We start from the raw sequence: 22,943 nt of genomic DNA, 5'->3' as shown, positions 1-22,943 counted from the left end.
GATGGCGGGATGCGAGCGGCGTGGGTGGCCGGGGCGAGTTGCCGTGGGGTGTGCGCCGGGGCGGCTAGGCTGTTGGTTGTATGTGCTGTGGGCCTACGCGGGGCTGGTCGGAGACGGCGTCGGCGCGGGATGAAGTCCCGGGTCGCAAAGCGTTCACCCTGCGCGAGGGGGGATGGAAGCTCCACCAGCAAGCAGTCGCCGTTACTTATTCGACCGAGTGCGGTCCGGCAGGCCGCACGCCCAGTCATTCAGGAGCGGCGGAGGACTCGTCATCCACGCGGTGGATCAATGGCACGTGAGGCCCACCGCCTGCCCCGAACAGCCGGTCTAAAATACGTCGATGTCGCCCTCCGCCCCGCCGCACATACCGACGAACCAACTTCGGCCCGGCCGCCTCTGGTATGCCGTAGCCGCCGCGACCGCACTCGTACTGATCGCGCTGGGCGCGGTCATCGGGGTGTACAACTTCCGCAACATGGTCGACGCGGTCGATACCGACCACCAGTTCGCCAACGGCGACACCGTCTCCCTCCGGCTCGGCCCGGAGGGCGAGCGCACGATCTGGATCAAGGACAGGGGCCCGTCAGCCGACCAGGATTGCAGCATCACCGGGCCAGGCGAGCCGCACCTTGGAGATCCAGGTATCGACGTGTTCCTCACCCGCGACGAGACCTGGAATCCCCTGTACGACATCGACGTCTCCCGAACGGGCAACTACGAGATCGCCTGCTCATCCGAAGGCCCGTCCCAGTACGCCATCGGGAAGCCCGGCGGCATCGTCGCGTTTCTGGGCGGGTCGATACTGGTCATCGTTCTGCCCATCCTGGGAGTTGTCATCGGCGCGGTGATCGTGATCGTCACGGCCGTCCGCCGCAGCGACCACCGCAAGCGACTGCTCACCGAACGCGGTGGTGGTCCTGGCGGCGCCCATTCCACGCGACTCGTTCCGTCGCCGGTCGAGAGCGGACGCGGCCCTGCGGTCTGACGGTGCCGGGCTTTTGCGGCGAGCGGGAGGAGTTACGTCGGTGAGTGCGGCCGGGAGGTTGGTTCGGGGTGTTGTGCCTGCTGTGGGATTATTGGGGTGTTATGTCGGAATGTGTGAAAGTGGTCAAAAATGGCCTCTGCGCGAGATAAAGTCGCAGGTCACGAAGACTGCTCCCCGCACGCGCGGGGATGGTCCCAACCTCGGCGACGAGCCGACGAACACCTACATCTGCTCCCCGCACGCGCGGGGATGGTCCCGCGCCGAGGACCACTGGCTCCACCAGAACAGCCTGCTCCCCGCACGCGCGGGGATGGTCCCGCGGGTTCAGATGCAGCGCGCCGCGGCCACCGCTGCTCCCCGCACGCGCGGGGATGGTCCCCCGTCACCGGGTGCCCGTACGACGGCTGCTACCTGCTCCCCGCACGCGCGGGGATGGTCCCCCGGGCGTGGCCCTCACGCTCCGTGTACTCCTCTGCTCCCCGCACGCGCGGGGATGGTCCCTTCTCCGAGGACGACGCGGTGATCCGCGTGGACTGCTCCCCGCACGCGCGGGGATGGTCCCGCGCTGATCCGGATCTCGCAGGCGGTCATCCCCTGCTCCCCGCACGCGCGGGGATGGTCCAGCCTCCGTCTCCGGGAAGGCCCTGCGGCTGAGCTGCTCCCCGCACGCGCGGGGATGGTCCCCAGGCCCCCAGCCCGCCGTACGCGAGCGTGATCTGCTCCCCGCACGCGCGGGGATGGTCCCTTGCGCCAGTACTCCACCGCGCCGAGCGCGGGCTGCTCCCCGCACGCGCGGGGATGGTCCCATGCCTGCCCGGCGCCTGCTCTCAATCAGGCCCTGCTCCCCGCACGCGCGGGGATGGTCCCGCGTCAAGGACGAGTTCCGCGCCGCCCGTGACCTGCTCCCCGCACGCGCGGGGATGGTCCCATCATGCAGCAGGGGCTGCTCCCGACCGACGCCTGCTCCCCGCACGCGCGGGGATGGTCCCGCGGTCCTGATGTGCCGGCCGACCATGCCGTTCTGCTCCCCGCACGCGCGGGGATGGTCCCGCGCGGCACCGGCTTCATGCGGGAAGCGGCGACTGCTCCCCGCACGCGCGGGGATGGTCCCGCCGCGTCGGCCAAGGCTTCCTTGTACTCCGTCTGCTCCCCGCACGCGCGGGGATGGTCCCTGCTTCACGGGCCCGGTCATGCCGTTGTACTCCTGCTCCCCGCACGCGCGGGGATGGTCCCGCGTCTCTTTCCGGGCCGAGGGCCGCCGCCCACTGCTCCCCGCACGCGCGGGGATGGTCCCTCGGGTGTGGGCCACACGGCGGGGACGTTGAGCTGCTCCCCGCACGCGCGGGGATGGTCCCAGGCCCACCGTCCTCATCACGCGCTCATCCCTCTGCTCCCCGCACGCGCGGGGATGGTCCCGTCATGGGAGCAGCGCTCCACCTCGCCCACGTCTGCTCCCCGCACGCGCGGGGATGGTCCCATGCTGAGGCTGGGGTCGGTCATTGCGTACTCCTGCTCCCCGCACGCGCGGGGATGGTCCTGAGCCGGTGGGAGCCGCCACGGTGCTGGGCTTCTGCTCCCCGCACGCGCGGGGATGGTCCTGAGCCGGTGGGAGCCGCCACGGTGCTGGGCTTCTGCTCCCCGCACGCGCGGGGATGGTCCCACCATCACGGCGGGGAAGCTGGCCGCCGGGTCCTGCTCCCCGCACGCGGGGATGGTCCCTCCTGACACTCCGGAGCCGTCTCACACCCCGGCTGCTCCCCGCACGCGCGGGGATGGTCCCACCTCGCTTTTCGAGCGGTATTACAAGTGGGCCTGCTCCCCGCACGCGCGGGGATGGTCCCCGGCGGCGCCAGCAGCCCCCCGGTGATGATGACTGCTCCCCGCACGCGCGGGGATGGCCCTGCCTTCACGAGCACGCCCAGCGAGGTGTAGGTCTGCTCTCCCGCACGCGCGGGGACACCGCCGACCACGTGCCCCCACCCGACTACGCTCCCCCTGCATGACCAACTCCCAAGCTCCCGCCGACCTGACCCCCGAGCTCATTCGCGCGCTCCTTCGCGACCAGCACCCCGATCTCGCCGGGCTTCCTCTCAGCCTTGCCGCGCGAGGGTGGGACAACCAGGTGTGGCGGTTGGGGGATGAGCTGGCCGTGCGGTTGCCGTGGGCCACCGAGGGGGCTGATGAGTTGTTGGTCAAGGAGCATGCCTGGGTGCCCGGGTTGGCGGAGGGGCTTCCGTTGGCTGTTCCGGTGCCTCAGCGGCTGGGGGTGCCGTCCGAGCGGTTTCCGCGGACTTGGCTGGTCACCACCTGGGTGGCGGGGGAGCCGGGTGATCGGGTGCCGGTGACGCGGGGGGAGGACGCGGCCGAGGTGCTGGCCCGGTTTCTCAGTGCGCTGCATCGGGTGGCTCCGGAGGGGGCGCCCTCGGGGCGGGGGCGGGGTGGGCCGTTGGGGCCGTACGGGGAGCACTTCGGGCGGGTGCTCGGGGCTGCCGTCGAGCGGGGGGTGGTCGATGATCCGGAGGGTGTCCGCCGGGTCTGGGCGGACGCCGTCGCCGCCCCCGACTGGGACGGGCCCGCGCTGTGGCTGCACGGGGATCTGCATCCCGCCAACGTGTTGACGGCCAACGGCACGTTCTGCGGGGTCATCGACTTCGGTGACCTCTTCGCGGGCGACCCGGCCTGCGACCTTGCCGCCGGCTGGATTCTGCTGCCGGACAACGCCGTTGACCGTTTTTTCGCCTCCTACCGGCCCGCCCCGGACGTGGCGACTCTTCGCCGGGCCCGGGGCTGTGCGGTCCTGCGGGCGCTGAGCGGGCTGCTCATCGCGGACGACGGGGACCGGGGGCTGCCCAACGGGAAGTCGACTTGGGGGCCGCCCGCTCGGAGGTCACTGGCGCGGCTGGTCGCGTCCCTGGGGCGGTGACGCGACCGCCTTGCGCTGCGGAGCCCGTAAAAAAATGCGTTGGTCACGCGCCGGTCGCGGCGACGGACAGGTCCCAGAGGTGTGCGGCCGCGGTGCCGTCGGTGACCCGGGCGCCCGCCGCGACCAGGGCCCGTACGGTCTCCAGGCCGAGGCCGGAGTAGCCGCCGGTGACCACGGCGGTCCGGTCCTGCTACGCGGAGCACGTGGCGCGTGGCACGGCGGCCGGGGGCTGACACCGCCGCCGCCCGGTCCGGGGAGACGGTGACCCGCGCCACCCGGAATCACGCCCCCTTCCGCGCGGCCAGCCGGTCCAGCGCGGCCGATGTGAGGGCCGTGATCGCGGCGGGGAGCGCGGTGCGGATCGCGGGGGCGAAGTGGGGGGAGTGGTTCGGGGGGATGTCCGTCCCGCCGGTGGCCGCCCACTGGCGGGGGCTCGTGGTGCCCAGCATCCAGTAGACCAGCGGGATTCCGGTCTCGCCGTGGAGGTCGCGGCCCGCGTCCCCGTAGAGGGCGAAGTCCTCGGCGGCCAGGGACGGGGGCCAGCCGGTGACGCGCGCCGGGCCGTACAGGGCGGTGTGGGCGGCGCGGACCGCGTCGGTCGCGGCCGGGTCGCCGTGCAGGGCGGGGGAGCGGGCGAGCACCGTGAGGTCCGGGTCGCGGGGGCAGGCCGACGCGGCGCACTCGGCCCGGACGATGCGGTCCACCGCCGCCAGCGCCCGGTCCAGGGTGTCGTCGGTGAGGGCGCGCAGGCCGATGCCCAGCTCGGCGGTGTCCGGGACGACGTTGACGGCCGTGCCGGCGCGCACGGTGCCCACGGTGAGGGCGAGTTGCTCGGCGGGGGCCGCCTCGCGGGCGACGACCGTCTGGAGGCGGCCGATCACCGCCGCGGCCGTGACCACCGGGTCCACGGTGAGCTGCGGGGTCGCCGCGTGACCGCCCCGGCCGTGGACGACGACGGTGAGTGCGGCGCTCGCGGCGGCGACCGGGGCGTGCGGGCCGCCGTGCGCGATCAGGCCGGCGGGGAGCGGGGCGGCGTGCTGGGCGAGTACGGTGCCGGGCCGGCCGAACCGCTCGTACAGGCCGTCCGCCAGCATGGCGCGGGCCCCGGTCAGGGTCTCCTCGGCGGGCTGGCCCACGACCACGAGGGTGCCGCGCCAGTGGCCGGTGGTGCGGGCCAGGAGGTCCGCCGCGCCGGTGGCCGCCGCCAGGTGGAGGTCGTGGCCGCAGGCGTGCATGGAGGGGCCGGTGCTCGCGTACGGGAGGCCGGTGAGCTCCCGGAGTGGCAGGGCGTCGAGCTCGGCGCGCAGATAGACGCGGGGGCCGTCGCCGTTGCGGAGGACGCCGACGACTCCGTGGCCGCCGACGCCCCGGGTGACGTCGAGCCCGGCGGCGGTGAGCCGGTCCGCGAACAGGGCGGCGGTGCGGGCCTCCTCGCCGGACGTCTCCGGGTGGCGGTGGACGTCCAGGTAGAGGGTGAGGGCGGGGCGGATCGTGTCCTGGGTGAGCGCGGGGGACAGGGCGGGGTGGGGGGCTTCCCGAGGGTGGGGCGCCTCCCGGGGATGGGCGGCTTCCTGGGAGCGGTTGGCTTCCCGGAAGTGCGCCGTTTCCCGGGCTGAAGGCAGGTGGGTCACAAGTGGCTCCTGGCGTGCTCGTCGGGGCCGCTGGCGTCGCGTGCCAGCGATGTGTGTGCGGGAGGCATGCCGAGCGGTGAGCGGGGGGCGGTGCAATGGACGGCGTACACCCCCACCGGGGCGTACATCAGGTGGTGGCCCCCGGACACGGTGGCCCCGGACCGGAGGAGACGCCATGGAGAAGAACCTCAGCACCCTCGCCGACGAGATCCTTGAGCTGGAGGCCGAGACCTTCGAGATCTCCGACTACTCGGACGCCAGCGAGGTCGTGCTGGCCGGTTCGACCAGTTGCAGCTCGACCTCGACGTGCAGCTCCACCACCAGCACCACCTCCTGCACCGCCTGATCGGGCGATGTGCGCGCCCGGTATCCGTCTCCCTTCCGGACGGGTACCGGGCGTTTCGCCGTTACGGGAAGGGGTGCGGGACCATGCGCATCCCGGCCTCGGTCAGGTCCGTGGTGCGGTGGCCGCCCCGGCGGAGCGCGGTGCGCAGCCGGGGCATGAAGGGGGCGCGGCGGCGGTTCCAGCCGAAGTCGATCGGCAGGAGCCCGGGGGCGAGGGTGGCGACGGCGCGCAGGCCCATGCGTTCCTGCTCCGGGGTGGTCTGGTCGACGGCGATCACATCGTGTCCGGCGCCGGCGAGTTCGCCGATGACGGTACGGAGGTCGTCGCGCAGATCGCCGGTGCGGGGGCGGCCGGTGGTCTCCCAGTCCCGGTAGACCTCCCCGAAGGGGCGTACGGCCAGGGGCCGGAGATAGCTGTCGGCGTGGCCGGCCATCCTGGGCAGGCCGTAGAGCTGGGCGTGGTCCTTGAGGTGGCGGACCCGGTCGAAGTCGTCGGCCATCGCCTCCAGTTCGCCCCGGCGCTCCTCGGTCTGGCGGGCCAGGTGCGGGATGTACGTGAGGACTTCGGAGAGGGCGCCTTCCACGGCGGCCCGTGGGTCCAGCGAGGCGGCCGCGGCGAAGGAGAGGGCGCCGGGGCCGCCGTCGCGGCGTACGGCGAGCGCGGTCACGACGGGGACGGCCAGGTCCACCCGGTTGTCCAGGGCGTGGACGTCGTAGCCCTGGAGCGCGGCTCGTTCGGCCATGGCGGGCGCGGCCCGGCCGCCGACGGTGGCCAGGTCGATCTCGGTGAGCCGGGCGTTGCCGTACCAGGCGTTCAGGAAGGCGTCCCGTTCGATGAGTTCGAGGAGGCCGCCGAGGACCGCCTCCTCCAGGCCGCCGCCGATGGCGCATCCGTTGGAGCACTCGAAGACGAAGTTGTCGGCGGCCAGCCCCGCGCTGTAGTAGACGAGCCGGGACGGGACGAGGACGGGCTTGTCGTCGCGCAGCGACCAGCCCCACTCCCACGGGATCGCGCGGTCCGGGTCGAAGGGGTCGACCAGCGGGTCGTCGCGGTAGGTGCTCGGGTCGTAGAGGCCGCAGACGGCGGGGTCGAGTGCGTCGGCCTTCAGCTCCGTCCAGGAGCCGGTGACCGGGGTGGTCCGGCCGCGCCGGTGCGTTCCGGCGTAGCGTTCCAGGCCCTCCAGGAAGGCCAGGGTGCGGCTGGTGGAGAAGGTGTTCTCCTGGCCGCTCCAGGTGACGTCGTTGAGCCCCGCGTAACCCCGTACGAAGACGCTGCCGGCGACGGGGGCGGTCGTCGGCGAGGTGACGTCGGACCAGGTGCCGCCGCCCAGCATCCCGCAGACCGGGTTGGCCAGGGCCTCTTCCGGCAGGGGGTACGCGGACGCGGGGCGCAGCCGGTAGCCGTCCGGGTCGGGCTTGGGACGGGATACGAGGGTGAGCGGGCGGGGTCCGGCGGGGGCGGGCGGCGGGGCGCAGCCGGGGCAGCGGGGGTCGGCGAGCAGGGGGTACGTCCGCACCTGGAGGGTGGCCAGGTCGAGTCGGGTGACCTGGGGCAGGGCCCGGTCGGCCGGGCCGGTGGCGGGGGGTTCGGCGCCGGGCCCGTCCAGCAGCGCGCGGCACAGCGCGGCCACCGCGTCGTGGACGTGGTCGGTGAGCAGCGGCCAGGTGCCCGCCGGGCGGGGGCCGTCCGGGCCGCCGGTCTCCAGGGCGTCCCGCTCGCTGCGGCTGCGCAGGCGCTGCCAGCGCATCGCGAGGCAGCGCCCGCAGGCCGGGGCGGTGCCGTCGCCGCCCCAGGGGCCGATGAGGACGGCGGAGGCGGTGAGATGGACGCGGGCGGCGGGGCGTTCGGCCGCCCAGGGGTCCGGGGCGCCCCGGCCGCCGAGGGCGTCGGTGGCGTCGGTGGCGCCGACCGGGACGACGGGGAGATCCCGCCCGGCCCGGGCGGCGAGGGCGGTGTGGAGCCCGGTCCGGGCCGTCTCCATGGGGGCGACGGCGGGGGCCGGGGCGGTGTGTGTCGGGGTGCTCATGAGGACCTCGTCCAGCGGAAGGTCCTGACGGCGGCGGCGCCGAAGACCAGGGCGAAGACGACGAGTCCGGCACAGCCCACCCAGACGGCGGAGGCGTCCCCGCGTCCGGCGAGCGCGTGGGACACGGCGTCGTTGAGGTAGCGCAGTGGCAGGACCACGGAGACGTGCTGGAGCCAGGACGGCATCGAGTCCAGCGGGAAGAAGGAGCCGGAGAGGAACGCCATCGGCAGCATCAGGAAGTTGGCGACGGCCGCGACGGACTCCGGGGTGTCGGCGAACGAGCCGATGATGACGCCGAGCAGCAGGAAGGTGGTGACACCGAGGAGGAGCACCGGGATCAGCAGCGGCCAGCCGGAGGCGGGCCGGAGGCCGAACACCGGCAGCATGGCGACGCCCACGAACAGCAGTGACTGCACGGCGCCGACGGCCAGGGCGAGGACGTAACGGGAGCCGATGACGGCGGAGAGCGGGGCCGGGGACATCCGGATCAGGCGCAGGATGTCGTCGTTCCGCCACTGCATCAGGGTGAACGCGATACCGAACACGGCGGCGTTGGCGACGCCCCAGGACAGGACCCCGGCGGCGGTGTACGAGAGGTAGGACAGGCCGCTCTCCTCGACGTCCTGGCCCCGGAAGATCAGGCCGAAGACGACGAGGAAGAGGAGCGGGAAGGCGAAGGTGAAGAAGAGGGTGCTCTTGTCGCGGATCTGGGCGCGGTAGCCCGCTGCGGCCAGTGCGGCGTAGGCGCTCATGGCTGGTGCTCCGTGGTGTCGGCGTTCCGGCGGGGGGCATGCGCGGACCGGGTGAGCCGGGCCGTCAGGTCGAGGTAGACGTCCTCCAGCCCGGCGGTGCGGGTCTGGACGCCGTCGAGACCGGTCAGCTTGTCGACGGCGCTGAGCACCCGGCCGGCCTCGCGGGTCTCCAGGACGAGGGAGCCGCCCTGGACGGTGACCCGGTCGACGCCGGGGATGGCCGCCGCCTCGTCCTCGCCGAGGCGGCCGAGCGGCAGCAGCAGCCTGGTGGCCGCCTTGAATCCGCCGACGAGGTTGTGCGGGGTGTCGGTGACCGCGACCTTGCCGTCCACGAGGATCGCGAGGCGGTCGCAGAGCGCTTCGGCCTCGTCCAGGTGGTGGGTGGTGTAGACGATGGTGCGGCCCTGTGCCTTGAGGGCGCGCAGCACCTCCCAGAGGTCGCGGCGGGCCTGCGGGTCGAGAGCGGCGGTGGGCTCGTCCAGGAAGATCAGCTCGGGGCCGTGGACCAGGGCGGAGGCGATGGCGAGGCGCTGGCGCTGCCCGCCGGAGAGGCTTTCCACCTGGATGTCGCGCTGCTCGGTGAGCCCGACGGCCTCCAGTGTGGCGTCGACGGCGTCGCGCGGGGCGCCGTAGAGGGCGGCGACGGTGCGCAGGTGCTCGTGCGCCCGCTGCCGTACGAAGAAGGCGGAGGACTGGGTCTGGACGCCGACCCGGGGCAGCAGCGCGGTGTTGCGGGGCCAGGGGGACTCGCCGAACAGGGCGACCGTGCCGCTGTCGGCCCGGCGCAGCCCCTCCATGATCTCCACCAGGGTCGACTTGCCGGCGCCGTTGGGCCCGAGCAGGCCGAAGAACTCGCCGCGCCCGATCTCCAGCGACACGTCGTCCAGGGCCTGGCGCTCCCCGTACCGCTTGGAGATGTGCCGGACGTGGACGGCGGGGGCCGGGTCGGTGCCCTCGCCGGGGGTGGTTGGCATCGCCTGTACCTCACTCATGTGGTGCGTGGTTCCTTCCGGTCGGGGACGGTCGCGCTCCGCGGTCACCTCGGTCACCCCGTCAGGAGCCGGTACGCGGCGGCGCAGGTGCCCGCCGCGGCGAGCAGGACGAGCGCGACGAATCCGGCGGCGTACGCCGTGTAGAGGCGCCGGGCCCGGCGCGGGTACGCGGCGGCGGCGTCCGGGTCGGTGCGGCGCAGGGCCAGGTAGGCGCGGGTCTCCGGGGCGAGGCGGGCGGTGCCGAGCAGGTGGCCGAGCATGCGGTAGCCGTCGAGCGGGGGCAGCGGGACGAGATTGCTGAGCCCCTGGACGGCGCCGAGCAGCAGGAGCCCGGCGAGCAGCGCCCTGGCCGGGTCGCCGGGGGGCAGCAGGGACCACCAGAGGGCGAAGGGCAGCAGCAGCACCATGTTGAGGTGGGCGCCCGCCCCGGCGATGACGAGCCGGGCGCGCAGGGAGGGCAGGAAGAGGTAGTTGTCGACGGTGCAGTAGAGCATCGCCACCGGGAGCCGCCAGCGCAGTCCGATCTCGGTGACCGTGCCGCCGTAGTGCTGGGCGGCGACGCCGTGGGCCAGTTCGTGCAGGGTGATGCTGAACCACAGGAACAGGGCGGCACCCGTCAGGGCGGCCGGTTCCCGGATCAGTTCACCGGTGCCGTCCAGGAGTTCGCCGGTGTGCAGGACGAGCGCCACGACGGTGACGAGGACGGCGGCCAGCAGCGGGAGCTGGACCACCGGGTGGAGCAGCGGACGCAGGACACGGTGGAGCCGGGCGGTGGTCCGGTCGGCGTCGGCGACCAGGCGTCGGGTGCCGTGCCACCGGCCGCCGGTGCGGGCCGGGGGAGGGGCGGCGGGCGGCGGATCGGGGGCGCCCGCGAGCAGGCTCCGGGTGCCGAGGAGGCCGAGGAGCCTGTTCCAGTGCTCCTCGGCGAGCCGGCGGCCGAAGCGTTCGGCGTAGGCGGGCGCGAGGTCGTCCAGGGTGCGGGTGCCGTCGAGGCGGGAGATGAGGAAGTGCTCCTTGGGCCCGACCTCGAACGCGGCGCCGCTCACCGGGTGCTTGAGCAGGTGCACCGTGCGGGGGCCGCGCAGCAGCGGCGGGCTGATGAGGACGCCGGGCCCGAGCGCGGGGCGGTACGCGCGAGCGGCGGCGCGGGCGGGGTCGGTGGCAGGGTTCATGAGCCCGCCGCGCTGTTCGTACCCGCGCTGTTCGTACCCGCGCTGTTCGTACCCGCGCCGTCCGGGCCGGAGCCGTCCGCGCCGGAGCCGTCCGCCACCGCACCCGCGTCGCCCGCCGGTTCGCGCAGGACCTGGCCGAGGACGAAGGACAGGTACGCCTCGTCGCGGATCGTCACATGCAGCCGGTTGTTGGTCATGTGCATGTACGGGGAGAGCAGCCGGGGCAGCACCGCCGGGACATGCGTGAGCCGTTCCAGGGGGGCCGCCTCGGCCGGCTCGGTGCGTTCCTGGCCGGTGTCCTCGCGGGCGGGCCCGTCCCAGACCGGGAAGAGGAGTTCGCCCCGGGTGGCGAGGCCGGCGACCCGCTCCCGCAGCTCCAGGCAGTGGGCCGCCCAGCCGCGCAGGAAGGACGGCAGCCGGTCCAGCTCCCCGGCCGCGACTGCGGCGCGGATCGCGGCGAAGCGGCTGCCCAGGGCGGGCGCCATCTGCGCGTAGTTGCGCTCGTACTCCGCCGATCCGATGAACCCGGTGCCGGGGAAGGCGCGGTGCCAGAACGCGTAATAGCCGTCCAGGTAGCCGGCGAGCCGGTCCTTCTCCGGCAGGAAGCAGCTCGCCATCACCATCATCAGCTGCGCGGAGGTGCCGAGCAGCACGGTCCGCAGATGGAGGTTCATGGTGCGGAAGGCGTCGATCACCAGGTCGCTGGAGTGCCGGAAGTGCCACTCGGCCAGCTCGACCCCGGCCGGGCCGCCGTACTTGGCGTACTCGGGGGCGTACGGCTCCACGCTGAAGGAGTTGTTCGGCCGCAGGTTCATCCGGCCGTCCTCGCCCATGTACCGGGCGCGGTCCTCGCCGGGGAACTCGATGTCGAACAGCTCGTTGTAGAAGTCCTTCAGGAACCCGGAGTCGACCTCGTAGAGGGCGGGCCGGGTACGGAGGAAGGCGGTCAGGGCCGCTTCGGCGCGGCGCAGCACCTCGGACGCCGCCGCGGGGCTCGCGGGGCGCAGCCGGAGCCGTACGTGCGGTCCCTCCAGCCAGTACGTGATGAAGAAGTGGCCCGCCAGCAGCCCTTCGGCGGTCAGCTCGGCGACCAGCGGGCGGACGCAGTCGACCAGCATCGGCCGGGGGCTGGCCGCGTAGAAGACGTGCAGCGCGATCCAGTCACCCCGTTCCGTGCCGGCGGGGCGGGCGGTGCTGGACGAGATCAGTTCCGGCATGTCGGGCCGTCCTCGGTACGCGGGCGGGAGGTGAAGGTCTCCACGGCCAGTTCGGCGACGTGGTGGCCCTGTGCGGAGAGCACGTGCGGGGCGTCCTCGGACGGGAGCATCTCCCGCAGGACCACCGCGTCCCCGGGCCCGCGCTCCAGCAGGGCGTCGAACGCGGTCAGGGACAACGGGCTGTCGAAGTCCACGTACAGCGGTTTGGCGCCCAGGGCGCGCCGCCCCTCGCGCAGGACCGTCGCGAAGACCTGGGCGGGCAGCCCGTGGGCGCGCCGCCAGCGCCGCCAGCCGAGGAACCACCCCGCCTCGTCGGCGCCGGGTGTCCGGGCGGGCAGTGCCCGGGCGTCGGCCGTCCAGCTGCGGCGGCTGACGACGACCCCGTCGTGGACCACGCGCGGCCTGCGGGTGACCCCGTCGCGGCCGGGGGCCTCGGGGACGCCGCCCCAGACGTCGGTGGGGGTCATGGTGCTCGGGGCGAGCAGGAGCAGGGTGCGGGGGATCTCCGGCAGGGCGACGGGGACCAGGTAGCCGAGGTAGACGGGGACGACCTCGCAGCCCAGCCGCCGGGACCGCAGGACGAGCCGGTCGGTGGCCTCGTCGTGCTGAAGGTACAGGTCCTCCAGGTGGATGCGGGCGTCCTCGGGCACGGTGGAGGTCTCGCCGGGGCACACGATCTGATGGCTCGTCAGCCGCCCGTGCAGGTTGAGGTTGGTGGTGATCGGCCCCCCGGTCAGCTCGGCGAGGACGGCGCCTTCCGGGGCGCGGGCGAGGAGTTCGGCGCGCAGCCGCTCCGAGAGGCCGGGGCCGGCGTCCGGGGCGGCCGCCCCGTCGGGGTCGTAGACGTGCGTGAACCGGCTGAAGGGGAAGGCGAGTCCGCCGTACGAGCGGTTGAGGACCACCAGCGGCCGCCCGTCCGGGCCGGGCCCGGCGATCTGGATGTGGTGGCTCTGCGGGGCGAAGTCCTCGGTGATCGGGGCGAGTTCACCGGCCACCTCGGTGAGGAGGGCGGCCGGGAGCCGGATCTCGTCCGCCGCGCCGTGCTTCTCCCACTGCTCGCGCATCCCGGCGACGAACCGCCGGCGGGCCGAGTCCAGGGTGCGCAGGGCGCTCTGGCCGAGCCAGTTCTCCTCCGGGACGTACTCCCCCTCGGCGTCGAAAGCGGAGCGCTTGGCGGTGAACGAGATGTACTGGTCGAACAGGTCCTCGTGGAAGTCGTGCACCAGGCCCAGCAGGTCGTCGCAGCGCCCGCCGCTGCCGTGCCGGGCCAGGAAGAAGCCGCGCAGGGTGATGCGCTGGGGCAGGGTGATGTCGTACATCGGGAGGATGCCCTCGACCCGCCGCAGCGCCCGGCCCGTGGCACCGGCCAGCGGCCCGGGCCCGCCGCGCAGGTCCTCGCCCGCGCTGACGTCCTCGTACACCAGCGTCTGCGGCAGGGCGGCGTCCTCGGCGCCCAGCTCCCGCTGTATGCCGAGGAGTTGGGCGCGCAGGGTGCTGAGCAGGGTGCGGCGTTCGGTGAGCGGGGCGGCCGGGTACGCGGCCAGGCAGGCGGCCGGTCCGTCGAGCGCGGCCGCGACCTGGTCCGCCCAGGGGGCCCCGAGCCCGCGCAGGGCCTGCTGGAAGGAGCGCAGCGGATCGGGGCTGTGCACATCGGTGCGCAGGCCCGGCACCTGCACCATGCCGAGCTGGAGCAGGGCCGCCGCGTAGCGTTCGGCCTCGTCCGGGCCGGCGCCGCGCTCGGTGCGCAGCAGGTCCACGAGGTCCCGGTGGCGCGGCCCCTCGTGGGTGGAGAAGAAGGTGAGCAGCCGGTCCAGGGTGCCGCTGCCGCGCAGGTAGAACAGCCGGTCGCGGACGGCGTCGAAGGTGACGGCCGCGCTGTCGTCGCCGGTGGTCACCCACTGGCGGACGTAGCGGATGCGGTCCTCGTCGCGTCCCCAGCCCGGGGCGAGGACGACGGGGAGGTCCTGGCGGCGCACGGGGTCGGCGAGGATCAGGTCGGCCAGCCGGCCGAGGACGACGACGTTGAGCCGGACATGGCTGGTCCAGTCGTCGCCGACGCGGAGGGCGGGCGGGGCGGTGTCCTGGGCGGAGGCCGGGGCGGCTTCCGGATCGCTTTCCGGATCGCTTTCCGGGGTGCCGCTGCCGAAGGTGCCCGTCGCGACGGCCGTCAGCGTGCTGAAGGGGCTCGTCTTGCACGCGGTGCGGTAGAGGTACGTGAGCGCCGAACGCTCGATCTTGCGCATCCGCTTGCCCGGCTCGGCGCTCGTGTCCGCCAGATATCCGTCGAGCCTGCCGTCCAGCGTGGGCGAGGCCAGCAGCAGCCCCAGCCGGAACCGCTCCCCGGCCAGCGCCGCGCGCAGCGCCCGGCGCGCGTCCCGCGTCTCCCCGGCCAGCAACTCCGGGCCCCGGCCCAGCAGATCGGCGTACCGGGTACGGCGGGCCAGCCAGTCGGCGAGCCGGGCGCCCGCCGGTTCGGACAGCCCGGTCACCAGGCGCTCGGCGGCGCGGGGGTCGGCGGGCAGACGGTTGTTGAAGACCGCGCGGCGCAGGTTGAGCAGCAGGCGGCGGGCGTCGCTGCCGGCCGCGTCGGCGGCGCCGAGCAGCCCGTGCAGCAGCTCACTGAGCGCGGCGCCGTCGGCGGTCAGCCGTTCCTCCAGTTCCAGGACCTCGTCCGCCCAGTCACCGGTGCCGGGGCAGCGCAGGCCCCGGACGGTCTCCAGGGGCAGGCCGGCCGCGCGGAGCAGGAAGCGGTGCCCGGGCTCCCACACATCGGGCGGACGGGGGGTGGTGTCGGACGTCAGGAGTGTCATCGCAGGTTCCCGTCAGGCGATCTCGTGCCGGAAGTCGGCGGGCCGAGGCCGCTCGTTGCCGAGCGGCATGATCAGCAGGGGTGCCTCGTCGCCGTCGTCCAGGCCGAGCTTCTCGACGTACGCGATGTTGTCGAAGCCCAGGGCGACGCCCGCGCCGAGCCCGAGCGCGGCGGCGGCCACGTAGAACGTCTGGGCCACGGCGCCCGCGGTGCCGGCAGCCAGTCGGTAGCCGCGGTCCCCCACCGCGTCCAGCACCGCGCCGGTGCGGACGGCCGGCACGAGGACGGCCCCCGCCTGCTCCAGGTTGTAGTTGGCGAGGAAGTAGGTGTCCTGGAGGAACGCCCCCTGCGGCCCCGCGTCGACGAGCCGCAGCTCCCCGGCCTCGGGGTCGTACACGTACGCGCCCGGCTCGACGGACTCGACATGGTTGACGAAGGCGTACATCCGGGTCTGGCGCACCGCGCCGGCCGGGTCCGCCTCGCTGGGCAGCGAGGTCCCGGCGCAGGCCGCGAGAACGGCGGAGAGCTGGGCGGGCGTGACCGGGCGCGTCGCGTCGAAGCGGCCGAAGCTGCTGCGCCGGGTGCGCAGGGCGCGCCGCACGGACACGTCGGGGAAGGCCGGGGCAGGCAGGGCGGTCCGGGTGCCGCCCGGCGGGGTGGGCCGCGCCGCCGCGGCGGCCAGCGCGCCGGGGGCGGGGCGGTCCGTGGCGTCCCGGGTGGTCGCGGCGTGCATGGCGAGGACGGTGGGGAACGTCCGGACGATGCGGGACCGTTCGGCGTCCCGGTGCCGCACGGCCGGGTCCGGTCCGCGAGGGGCCGCCGAAGGGGCCGGGGTCGGGGTGTCCCAGTGCAGGGGGACGACGGCGAAGACGGCCTCCTCCTCTCCCGCCGTGCCGAGCAGGCCGTTCAGCCGGGGCTCGTCGAACCACAGGACCGGCGAGGTGACCAGGCCCCGGGCCCCCGCCCAGATCCGCCAGGTCTGCACGAGGGTGCCGAGGTCGGTGGAGACCACGTGGTACGAGAAGCTGTTGTACTTGAACGCGTTCTGCCAGTACTTCACCCCGAGGATCAGGTACTGGTCCGTCTCCCGGGCCTCCTCGGGCGCGTCGGGCCCCAGCGCCTCGCGGACGCGGGCGGAGACGTCGCCGGTCAGCACCCGCTGCACGGCGTGCCGCTGCACGTCGTAGTAGTGGATGCCCGGGGTCAGCGGCCCGGAGGGGCCGGACGCCCAGTAGATGCTGACCGGGTAGAGCCCGCCGCCGCCCGCGGTGCCCCGGGACCAGTTGGCGTGGGTGTGCAGCGGCAGCCCGGACAGATCGCTGTTGGCCTGGACGCCGAGGCGGCGGCCGGTCAGCCCGTACGAGTCCTTGAGCATCGCCGAAAGCAGCGGAAGGGTGAAACCGGCCGGGCCGCCCGCCGCCGCGCCGCCGTCCGCCGCGGGCAGCAGACCGCGTGCGGCGGAGGCGTCCGGGAGCCCGTCGCCGTCCGGGAGGGCGTACGGCTCCACGCCCGGGTAGAACTTCCCCCGGCGCGGGGCGTCGGGCCAGTCCGGGACGAAGTCGGTGGGCTCCATCGGGACACGACCGCGGTGCAGGACGGCGTCGGCGTACTCATGGGCGTACCCCATGGGGGCGGCCCCCTCTCGCATGGGCTCGGATGGGCGGGTGTGGCTGACGTACGGTCATGGGAACGGGTGCGGCGCCGGGTTGAGGGATACGGGGCCGAGCACGGCACGCATCCGGGGCATGTGCCGGGCGCGCTGGCGGGACCAGCCGAAGTCGATCGGGAGCAGCCCCGGCACCAGGACCTTCACGGTGTGCAGCCCGAGCGCGCGCTGCTCGGGCAGGGTCTGGTCGACGACGACCACGTCGTATCCGGCGGCGGTGACGGCGCCGACCGCGCGCAGCAGGTCCGCCCGGAGGTCGGGGGCGGCCGGGGCGCCCCCGGGGTCCGGCCAGGCCAGGTCGGCGACGGAGAGCGGGGGGCGGGGTTCCGGCTGCCGCAGCAGGAAGTCGGCGTGCCGGCCCATCTCGGGGATTCCATACGACAACGGGTGGTCGTGCAGGGTGGTGAACCGGTCGAAGTCGGCGGCCATGGCACGCAGCCGTGCCTCGTCGCGCAGGGTCCGGCCGACCAGGTTGACCGCGTCGGTGGCGATCTCGCAGAGCGCGGAGTCCAGAGCGGCCTCCGGGTCGAGCCCGGCGCCCGCGCCGAAGCACATCCGGCCGGTGGAGCCGTCGAAGCGCTCGGCGCAGCCGGTGACCACGGGGACCGGGAAGCCGATCCGGGTGTCGAAGAAGCGGGCCCGGTAGCCGTACATGGCCAGCCGGTCCACCAGATGCCGGGTGGCGGGCCTGGTACTGGTCGCCGGGTTGATCTCGCGCAGCGGCACCTGCCCGTACCAGGCGAGCAGGAAGGCGTCCCGCTCGATGACCTCCATCAGGCCGAAGTAGACGGCCTCCTCCGTACTGCCCCCGGACGCGCAGCCGTTGGAGCTCTCCTGTACGAACCGGCCCTCCAGGCCCGGGGCGTGGTAGTAGGCGAGCACCTCGGGGACCGGCCGGGGGCGGTCGTCGCGCAGCGACCAGCCCCACACCCAGGGGATCTTCCGGTCCGGCGCGAAGGGGCGCACCCGGGGGTTCGCCGCGTAGAACTCGTCCGCGTACAGCCCGGTTTCGCGCGGGTCGACGGCGTCGGGGCCCAGCTCGTCCAGTGAGGCGGTGAGCCGGGTGGTCCTGGCGCGGGCCCGCATCCCGGCGTAACGCTCCAGCGCCTCCAGGACTCCGATGCTCCGGCTGTGCGCGTACGTGTCCGCGTGGCCGCCCCAGAACGTCTCCCGGAGGTAGTCCCCGGACCGGGTCGAGAAGCAGCCGACGGTGGCGGAGGTGGTGGTCGAGGCGACATCGCAGGTCACCGAGGAACCCAGCGCGCCCCAGTGCGGGTTGACGAAGCCGTCCTCCGGCAGCCGGTAGTCCGCCACCCGCCGCACCCGGAAGACACCCGGCCGGTACGGCGGCGCGGGCCGCAGGGTGAGCGCCGCCGCCTCGGCGGTGTCGGCGCGGGGCGCGGAGCAGCCCGGGCACTCCGGATCGGGGACCAGAGGATGACTGCGTACGGTCATGGCGTCCAGGTCCAGCAGATGGACCCGGGGATACGGGCCCGGCGCGGGCTCCGCACCGGCGAGCCCCGCCAGCAGCGCGGCGACGGCGGTGACGGCGAAGGGGGTGCCGTACGGCCAGTCGCCGGCCGCCCGGGTGCCGCTGCCCAGCTCAAGGCCCTCGCGCAGGGCCACCGAGCGCACCCCCTGCCAGCGCCGGGCGAGACAGATACCGCAGCCGGCCCGCCCGTCCCGCGCGGGCCAGGGGCCGATCAGCACCTGCCGGCCGTAGAGGTGGACGGGCACGGAGGCGCTGCCGGCCGGGCCGCCGGTCCGCGCGTACGCGTCCCCGGTGCCGAGCGGCGCGACGGACACGGCCGGGGCGGGGGCATCCCCGCTCGCGCCGAGCGCGTCCCGCAGCGCCGCGGCGAACCGGCCGACGGCTGCGGGGAGTTCGGCGGGCCGGGGGCGTACGGCGGTCTCAGAGCGGGCTGGCAGACCCGCGCCCGGGCCCGAGTGGTCTGGCACCGCCGCCTCCCGCGTTGTCGTCAGTCGCCGACGCTCCGCGTCTACTCCCTCCTCCGCCTTGGATTCGACGGCACCAGACCACTCGGGCTGATCCGGACGGGGGTCTGCCAGCCCGCTCTCAGCCGGCATCGGCGGCCGCCCGGGTGAGCAGGACCCGCACGGTGTGGATGCCCGCGGTGGGCAGGTCGGCGGCGTGCGTGGGCACGACGAGGGCGTCCCGCCCGGCGGTGGCGAGGCGTTCGAGGATGCGGGCCCAGGCGGTGCCGTCCGGGGCGGCGGGCCGCTCGGAGGTGACCGGGACGAGCGCCGCGTCCAGGTCGCGCAGCAGCGGGTCGCCGGTGTCCGGGGCGCGCTCCGCCCCGCCCTCCGCCAGCTGCGCCTCGCCGAGCAGGTCCCGCAAGGCGTCCACCGCCGCCGTCGCGAGGTCCGGGGACGCGCCGACGGACCAGAGGGCGGGGCGGGGGGTGCCGGTGGTGCGGGCGAGGACGACGGACGCTCCGGAGTACGCCCGCTCGCCGAGGTCCAGCAGCTCGACGGTGAGGCCGAGATGGGCCGCCGTCCGCAGCAGGAACACCGGTTCGGGGTCGTCACCGAGCAGCTGGGGCGCGAGGACGGAGACCGTTCCGGCGCCCCGGACGGCCCGGCGCAGGGCGTCGTGGGCGAGCGCCGACAGCAGCCCGGCGCCGGCGGCCTCGGGCAGGTCCGCACCGGCGCCGGCACCGGCCCGGGTGGGTTCGAAGCGGCGGTCCGCGTTGTCCGCGCCGAAGGGCCGCACCGCCCCGGCGGGCACCCGGACGACCTCCTTGGTGAGCAGCGAGACGGCCGCGGTCCAGCGGACGGCCGTCCCGGTGCCGCCGGTGCCGGACGCGACGGTGAGGCGGTCCGGGTCCACGGCGGGCAGTTCCGCCACGGCGTCGTCGGGCGCCGGGGCGGGCACCACGTGCTCGGCGTAGACCGTGGCGGCGGCGTTCAGCGCCCGCAGCCGGGCCCCGGCGGTGTGGTGGACGTCGAAGGCGGTGACCGTCCGGCCCCCCAGGACGACCGAGCCCACCTTCAACGGGGTCTGGGTCAGCGTCTCGTCGGCGTAGGCGGTGAACACCCCGGCGTGCGGGTGGACGAGCGCGGAGCGGCGTTCGAGCTCGGCGAGGGGGCCCTGTGCGGCCTCGTCGTCGGGGGCGGTGACCGTCGTCGGGAGGTATGCCGGGCGGGCCGGCGCGGACGCCAGGTCGACCGGCTCGGGCAGGGCGGCGGGCGGCGCGCAGAACGGGCAGGCGGGATGCGGCAGCAGCGGCTCCGACGCCACGTCGAAGGAGGCCATGTCCTGGAGCAGTATCCGGTCGCGGGTCTCGGCCCGCAGCGCGCCGGTGACCAGGCGGAAGACCTCGTAGCCGAGCAGATTGCCGAGCATCGCCGCGAGCGGCCCCACGGGCCGGGCCCCGGGGGTGCCGGTGCCGAGGGCGAGCCCGCTCCAGAGCCCGGCGGCCGCGAGACCGGCACCCGCCGGGTCCGCCGCACCGCCGGCCGCGCCCAGCCGCAGGGCCGCGCAGGCCCAGCAGCCCGTCGTCGCCGGGGTCATCACCGGCCCGACGACGGCCCGGCCCTGGAACGTCCAGGCCGGGAGCAGCGTCCGCCCCTCGGGCACCCCTTCCCGGAGCAGTGCCAGCACGGTGGCCGGCACCTGGGGACCGGCCGCGGCGACGACGACGTCGTACCCGTCGTAGGCCGTCCAGCCGGCCCGGGGCCCGTCCGGGAGCACGGACAGCTCGACGGGGCAGTCCTCCTCCGTCAGCCGGGCCGCCTCCCGGTGGACCTCCGCGAACTCCTCGGCGGTGGTGCCCCCGGAGCCGTCGAGGAGACCGGCGTCGACGCCGATGGTGGCGCAGCCGTTGCGGATGAGCGACAGCACGCACCAGCGGGCCACGGGACCGTCGCCGAGCACGGCGACCCGGGTGGCGCGGTAGCGGGCGAACCGGGCGTCGGCGTCGTCCGCGTAGTGGTCGATGTAGGCGATCTGCTGGGCGAAGCAGGCGGCGGGGGCCGGGGCGGTCCGCAGGGCCGCCGACTCGTCCGGCGCCGGTACGGGCCGGGCGAAGCCACGCGCGTAGAGCGCCTTCACGAGCTCGCCCACCATCGCCTTCTGCCGGTCGCCGAAGCCCTGGCAGATCTCCTCGACCGATCTGCTGCCGTCCAGATGGGGCACCAGCAGGGTGGCGAACCGGTAGCCGGACCTGGCGGTGAGCCGGAACCCGCCGTCGGCGTTGTGGAAGATCACACCGTCGGGCGTCTCGGTGAACAGGACGTCACGGCGGACCCGCGGCCGGGTCCCGGCGGTCTCTGTGTACGGCGTTGCTGCCATGCGTACGTCACACCTCTTGTTCTGGGGGCGGGGACGGCAGGCCCGGGGGCGGGCCGCGCTGTCCGGCGGGGGGCGGGTAGGGGTGTACGGAGCGGTGGTGCGGGGTGTCGGGGGAGGCGCGGTGACGGCGTGTCACCGCAGGGCGGTGGGCCGGGTACTGCCCGCCTGGGGTGTCTCCCCGCACCGTGGCGGGCGCGGGAGTGCCCGGGCGCGCCCGGGAGCGGAGGCCGCGCCGGACGACGCGGTCGCGCGCCGGGCGTGCGCGCGCAGCAGTTCGTGCATCCGGAACGCGCCCGGGTGCTCCTCCTCCAGGAGGCCCGCGTCGAGCAGGCGTTCCAGCAGGTCCTCGGCCGTCTCCCACGGGACGTCGAGGACGGTCGCGGCCAGGTCCGCGGTGAGCGGTCCGCGGGCCGCCGCCGCGAGCCGGAGATGCGCCTCGGCCAGCACCGGAGGCAGCCGCCCCACCGCCTCGTCCAGGGTCAGCGGTACGGACATCCGCGGGTCGTCGGCCAGGCCGAGGCGGGCCGGCAGGTCGTGGCGGAGCCAGTGCGCGCAGTCGGCCGGCTTGAGGAGGGGCCGGGTGAGCAGCCGGGCGGCGGCGATCCGCAGGGCGAGCGGATGGTGCCCGCACACCTCGGCCAGCAGCCGCGCCCCGGCCGGCTCGGCCGCGACCCGGTCCCGGCCCAGGACGGCCGTGAGCAGGGCGTACGACTCCTCGGGGCCGAGCGCGCCGAGCCGGTGCACGGTGCCGCCGTGCGTGGCGACGAGGGCGGCGAGCCCCATCCGGCTGGTGACGATCGCGGCCCCGCCCGCGTTGGCGGTGAGCAGCGGGCGTACCTGATCGGGGTGGACGGCGTCGTCGAGGATCAGGAGCGTACGGCCGCGCCGGGTGCCGGTGCCGGTGCCGGACCCGGCCGACAGCGCGTCGCGCAGCTCGGCGGCGGCCTCCTCGGTCGGGCGCGGGGTGCCGTCGGGCAGGGTCAGCGGCAACAGGACGCACCCGCCCGGGAAATGCCCGCCCACCAGGTGCGCCACGTACAGGGCGAGCGCGGTCTTGCCGATGCCGGGGGCCCCGGAGAGCACGGCGACGGGGGCGCGTTCGGGGGCGGCGGCTGACGGGTCGGGGCCGGACGGGTCGGGGCCGGAGGGGTCGGGGCCGGATGAGGGGTGGCCGGGGAGGCCGCCCGTCAGCAGCGGGACGAGTTCCTCCACCTGACGCCGGCGCCCGGTGAAGCCGGGCACCGCGGGGAGCGGGGCCGTCCCCGTACCGCCACCGCCCCGGCCCTCCGGCGGAAGCGCCCGCGGCGGGAGCGCGGCCGGCGGCGGGACTGAGGCCGTGAGGGAGACGGGAGCCCGCCCGGTGTCCGGGGTGCCCAGATCGTCGCCGCGCAGGATCGCCAGTTCCAGGCGCTGGAGTCCGGGCCGGGGGTCGACACCGAGTTCGTCACGCAGGTACGCCTTGATCCTCCGGTACTCCGACAGCGCCTCCGTCTGCCGCCCGGTCCGGTAGAGGGCCAGCATCAGTTGCTCGGAAAACCGCTCGTGGGCGGGGTATACGCGCGTAACTTCCCAAAGATCAACGAGGACTTCGCGGCAACGGCCGTGCTCCAGTTCGATGTCGCAGACCCGCTCCAGGACCCGCAGACGCTCCTCCGCCAGCCGGGGCACCTCGTCCCGGTGCAGCAGCCCGGAGGGCACATTGGCGAGCAGCGGCCCCTGCCAGAGCGCGAGGGCGGCCCGCAGGGTGTACAGCTCGGAGTCGTCACCGGCCGCCGCCGCCCGGCCGACGAGCTGCCGGAAGTGGAGCAGGTCGAGGGTTTCGGCGTCGGCGTGGATGCGGTAGCCGCCGGCGACCGCCACGACGGCCTGGTCCTCGATGCCGTACTTGGCGAAGATCCGGCGCAGCCGCAGGACACAGCTCTGGAGCGCGGCCTTGGCCGTGGCGGGCTGTTCCCCGCCCCAGACGGCCTCTTGCAGATGGTCGGTGGAGACGACCTGCCCCGGCCGGATGAGCAGGGCGGCCAGCAGCGCGGTCGGCTTGGAGGGCGGCAGGACCACGAGGTCCCGCCCATCGGTGATGCTCAGGGGCCCGAGCAGTTGGAACAGCAC

At 74.8% G+C, this 22,943-nt stretch carries 15 protein-coding genes and 1 CRISPR repeat array; of the genes, 3 read left to right on the top strand and 12 right to left on the bottom strand.

Annotated elements, in window-relative coordinates; genetic code table 11:
- The first annotated feature begins 340 nt into the window (after positions 1–340).
- Both OG338_RS09585 and OG338_RS09580 read left to right on the top strand, forming a co-directional pair.
- Complete coding sequence (locus tag OG338_RS09585) at positions 341–985, top strand: hypothetical protein (RefSeq protein WP_405936915.1); 645 nt, start codon at positions 341–343, stop codon at positions 983–985.
- A gap of 167 nt (positions 986–1,152) precedes the next feature.
- Positions 1,153–2,645: a CRISPR direct-repeat array (repeat unit 29 nt; unit sequence CTGCTCCCCGCACGCGCGGGGATGGTCCC).
- Positions 2,646–2,984: 339 nt separating this feature from the next.
- Positions 2,985–3,908 carry an aminoglycoside phosphotransferase family protein gene (locus OG338_RS09580; RefSeq protein ID WP_405936914.1) on the top strand — a complete coding sequence of 308 codons (924 nt, stop codon included), beginning with the start codon at positions 2,985–2,987 and terminating at the stop codon, positions 3,906–3,908.
- A 43-nt stretch (positions 3,909–3,951) separates the two neighbouring features.
- Here OG338_RS09580 and OG338_RS09575 read toward each other — a convergent pair whose 3' ends face one another.
- Positions 3,952–4,083 carry a hypothetical protein gene (locus tag OG338_RS09575; protein WP_405936913.1) on the bottom strand — a complete coding sequence of 44 codons (132 nt, stop codon included), beginning with the start codon at positions 4,081–4,083 and terminating at the stop codon, positions 3,952–3,954.
- A gap of 106 nt (positions 4,084–4,189) precedes the next feature.
- Positions 4,190–5,425 (bottom strand): amidohydrolase, encoded by a 1,236-nt coding sequence (locus OG338_RS09570; RefSeq protein WP_405940370.1) that lies wholly within the window; start codon positions 5,423–5,425, stop codon positions 4,190–4,192.
- 289 nt (positions 5,426–5,714) lie between these two features.
- Between OG338_RS09570 and OG338_RS09565 the strand changes: the two genes are divergently transcribed.
- The gene (locus tag OG338_RS09565; RefSeq protein WP_018105658.1) at positions 5,715–5,885 is read left to right on the top strand and encodes a thiazolylpeptide-type bacteriocin; all 171 of its coding nucleotides are present in this window, start codon (positions 5,715–5,717) and stop codon (positions 5,883–5,885) included.
- A gap of 61 nt (positions 5,886–5,946) precedes the next feature.
- Here OG338_RS09565 and OG338_RS09560 read toward each other — a convergent pair whose 3' ends face one another.
- From OG338_RS09560 to OG338_RS09515, 10 genes are all read right to left on the bottom strand, one after another.
- Positions 5,947–7,911, bottom strand: coding sequence for a TOMM precursor leader peptide-binding protein (locus OG338_RS09560; protein ID WP_405936912.1), 1,965 nt, complete (start codon positions 7,909–7,911; stop codon positions 5,947–5,949).
- Positions 7,908–8,663: an ABC transporter permease gene (locus OG338_RS09555; RefSeq protein WP_405936911.1), complete on the bottom strand. Its 756-nt coding sequence runs from the start codon at positions 8,661–8,663 to the stop codon at positions 7,908–7,910. The genes OG338_RS09560 and OG338_RS09555 overlap by 4 nt, the downstream gene beginning before the upstream one ends.
- A complete protein-coding gene (locus OG338_RS09550; protein ID WP_405936910.1) occupies positions 8,660–9,655 on the bottom strand; it encodes an ABC transporter ATP-binding protein in 996 nt (331 codons plus the stop codon). Before OG338_RS09550 ends, OG338_RS09555 begins: the two co-directional genes overlap by 4 nt.
- A 53-nt stretch (positions 9,656–9,708) precedes the next feature.
- Positions 9,709–10,827 carry a peptidase M50 gene (locus tag OG338_RS09545; RefSeq protein WP_405936909.1) on the bottom strand — a complete coding sequence of 373 codons (1,119 nt, stop codon included), beginning with the start codon at positions 10,825–10,827 and terminating at the stop codon, positions 9,709–9,711.
- Positions 10,824–12,044 carry a lantibiotic dehydratase C-terminal domain-containing protein gene (locus OG338_RS09540; RefSeq protein ID WP_405936908.1) on the bottom strand — a complete coding sequence of 407 codons (1,221 nt, stop codon included), beginning with the start codon at positions 12,042–12,044 and terminating at the stop codon, positions 10,824–10,826. The genes OG338_RS09545 and OG338_RS09540 overlap by 4 nt, the downstream gene beginning before the upstream one ends.
- Entirely contained in the window at positions 12,032–14,854 is a 2,823-nt protein-coding gene (locus tag OG338_RS09535) for a lantibiotic dehydratase (protein WP_405936907.1), read from the bottom strand. The genes OG338_RS09540 and OG338_RS09535 overlap by 13 nt, the downstream gene beginning before the upstream one ends.
- Positions 14,855–14,866: 12 nt before the next feature.
- Positions 14,867–16,480, bottom strand: a complete 1,614-nt coding sequence (locus OG338_RS09530; protein ID WP_405936906.1) for a nitroreductase family protein — start codon at positions 16,478–16,480, stop codon at positions 14,867–14,869.
- Between the two features lie 54 nt (positions 16,481–16,534).
- A complete protein-coding gene (locus OG338_RS09525) occupies positions 16,535–18,448 on the bottom strand; it encodes a TOMM precursor leader peptide-binding protein (RefSeq protein WP_405940369.1) in 1,914 nt (637 codons plus the stop codon).
- A 148-nt stretch (positions 18,449–18,596) separates the two neighbouring features.
- Positions 18,597–20,834, bottom strand: a complete 2,238-nt coding sequence (locus tag OG338_RS09520) for a TOMM precursor leader peptide-binding protein (protein ID WP_405936905.1) — start codon at positions 20,832–20,834, stop codon at positions 18,597–18,599.
- A 132-nt stretch (positions 20,835–20,966) separates the two neighbouring features.
- Positions 20,967–22,943, bottom strand: a complete 1,977-nt coding sequence (locus tag OG338_RS09515) for a BTAD domain-containing putative transcriptional regulator (protein WP_405936904.1) — start codon at positions 22,941–22,943, stop codon at positions 20,967–20,969.

It is taken from the genome of Streptomyces sp. NBC_00726 (assembly GCF_045161735.1).
Taxonomy (GTDB): Bacteria; Actinomycetota; Actinomycetes; order Streptomycetales; family Streptomycetaceae; genus Streptomyces.
The sequence above is the reverse complement of the archived record's forward strand: the minus strand, read 5'-3'. Positions and strand labels throughout refer to the sequence as shown.